Annotated in this window: 3 protein-coding genes and 1 pseudogene; 2 read left to right on the top strand and 2 right to left on the bottom strand. The window is 52.3% G+C overall.

The annotated features are described in order from the left end of the window. Both AC1HCM_RS06620 and AC1HCM_RS06615 read left to right on the top strand, forming a co-directional pair. Positions 1–257: pseudogene (locus AC1HCM_RS06620) on the top strand (hypothetical protein); the annotation flags it as partial. Further along, positions 220–540, top strand: coding sequence for a tetratricopeptide repeat protein (locus AC1HCM_RS06615; protein WP_479460978.1), 321 nt, complete (start codon positions 220–222; stop codon positions 538–540). The pseudogene AC1HCM_RS06620 and the gene AC1HCM_RS06615, both read left to right, overlap by 38 nt. Here AC1HCM_RS06615 and AC1HCM_RS06610 read toward each other — a convergent pair. Together AC1HCM_RS06610 and AC1HCM_RS06605 are read right to left on the bottom strand one after the other, a co-directional pair. After that, positions 520–1,179, bottom strand: coding sequence for a potassium channel family protein (locus AC1HCM_RS06610; protein WP_479460977.1), 660 nt, complete (start codon positions 1,177–1,179; stop codon positions 520–522). The two genes, AC1HCM_RS06615 and AC1HCM_RS06610, sit on opposite strands and share 21 nt — an antisense overlap. Continuing rightward, the coding region (locus AC1HCM_RS06605; protein WP_479460976.1) for a potassium transporter TrkG at positions 1,176–2,273 on the bottom strand (1,098 nt) is incomplete at its 5' end. The genes AC1HCM_RS06605 and AC1HCM_RS06610, both read right to left, overlap by 4 nt.

Here is a 2,273-nt window from a genome sequence, read left to right as displayed (position 1 = left end):
AGGTAGAGGTATCGGGTAAGGTTTACAGGGCTTGGAAGGTGCTCTTGCTCCCGGATATAGAGACAAAAGGGCTCCTGAAGCCGAAGGGGGAGTGGTACGTCTGGGTTGACAAGGACACAAACATCCCGGTTAAGCTAAAGGTTAAATTTACAATAGGAAGTGTTGATATCCTGCTTAGCAGGGTGAAGGGGTACAGGAAGCTCCTGTTGGAGGTGAAGTATGAACAGGCTGGAGTACTTCAAAAAACTTCTCAATAGTGCCAAGGACAACCCCATGGTTCATTACTCCTTGGCTCAGGAGTATTTCAAGATAAAGGATTATGAGAATGCGATAAGGCATATTGAGGAGTACCTCAGGCTCCAAGAGGACGAGGGGGCTATCTACAGGCTCTTAGCCCGGTGTTACGAAGAGCTCGGTGAGTTTGGAAAGGCTGTTGAGGTCCTTGAAGAGGGCATAAAACAGGCAATGAAGTTCAACCACCCCTCAATGGCAGAGGAGTACAGGCAGTGGGCTGAGGAGCTAAGGAACCTGAGCTTCTGACATCTTCCTTACGTTCTCCTCACTTCCAAGGACGAGCAGTATATCCCCTTCAGCGAGCACATCGTCCGCAGAGGGGTTCACGAGGACCTCCTCGCCCCTCTTTATGGCGAGCACGTTTATACCGTAGCGTCTCCTCAGGTCAAGCTCCCTGAGACTCCGCCCAACGAGTCTTTCCGGAGCCTCTATCTCAAATATGCTGTATCCGCGGGCGAAGGGTATCTCCGCAACCATACCCGATATCAGAAGCATCCTTGCCAGCTTTACAGCCATCTCCCTCTCTGGATAGACGACCCTGCTCACACCGAGCTTGCTTAGAACCTCTCCGTGGAGGGGGTTTATAGCCTTCGCCACAACTTCCCTCACACCCCTCTTCAGGAGCATGACGGTGATGAGGATGCTTGCCTCAACGTTGGTTCCTATGCTGAGTATTACGGTGTCTGCCGTCAGTATACCTGACTCCTCAAGGGCTTTCTCATCTAAGGCGTCCGCTATGTAGGCATGGGTGACGAAGTCGCTAACCTGTCTCACCTTTTCCGGGTCCTTGTCCATGGCTATCACTTCCATTCCGGCCTCTGAAAGGGTCTTTGCTACGTAAAAGCCGAACTTACCGAGCCCTATAACACCGAAGGTCCTCTTCAAAGCAGCAACCTCGCCTCTGGATGTCTGACCCTGCTCTCGGTCTCCCTTCCGATGAGGGCGATTGCAAAGCTCAGCACACCAACCCTTCCAACGAGCATGGTGATGACTATAAGTATCTTACTTATGGGTGATAGCTCCGCGGAGAAGCTGAGCCCGTTGCCGTTTCCCACGGAGAGACCCACCGTTGAGAAGGCTGACACAACCTCAAAGAGGGTGCTCAGGAAGTCCTTTTCCTCCACCCTGTCTATGATTAGGTTTATCAGGGCTATGTACATAAAGCCGAGCGAGGTTACCACCATAGCCCTGCGTACATGCTCCTGAGTCAAGCTCCTGCTAAAGACCACAGCTTCAGCCCTGCCTCTTATGTAGGATAGCACCGCCAGTACAAGGACAGCAAAGTTTGTGGTCTTTACACCGCCTCCCGTGCTTCCCGGTGAGGCACCGATGAACATGAGGAGCATTATCAAGAACACGGAGGACTCGGACAGGAGGGAGGTATCAAAGGTGTTGTAGCCGGCTGTTCTTGAGGAGATGCTGAAAAATAGGGTTGAGAGGAGCCTCTCCTTCCAACCGAGGGACCACAGCCCCTCCCTGTGAAAGGCTTCCGTCATGAGGAGACCAGCCCATCCAAGGGCGATGAGTCCGAAGCTTATCGTTAGAACCAGCTTCGTGTGGGTTGAAAGCCTGAGAACCTTTCCCTTCAGGAAGAGGTAAAGGTCGTTTATGACGAAAAATCCTATTCCCCCAACGATGATGAGGGCTGACACTATCAGGTTTGTGGCTACATCCCCCCTGAAGGAAATGAGGTTGTCGGAAAACAGGGAGAAGCCTGCGTTGTTGAAGGCAGATACCGAGTGAAACAGGGCTGGAAATAGAGCCTCCTTGGGACCGAACCTGCCCATCCACGAGAGGTACAGGAGGAAAAATCCTACCCCTTCGCTCAGTATCACAAATATGACAACCCTTTTCAGGAAGCGGACGAGTCCGTACACACCTGGGTAGTTCAAAGCCTCGGCAAGGACCAGCCTCTCCCTCAGACCTATCCTCTTTCCGAGGGTAATGAGGAGGAAGGTCGTCAGGGTCATGTATCCGAG

This window comes from Hydrogenivirga sp. (assembly GCF_056450045.1).
Note: the sequence above shows the minus strand (reverse complement) of the source record. Positions and strands in the feature narration are given on the sequence as shown.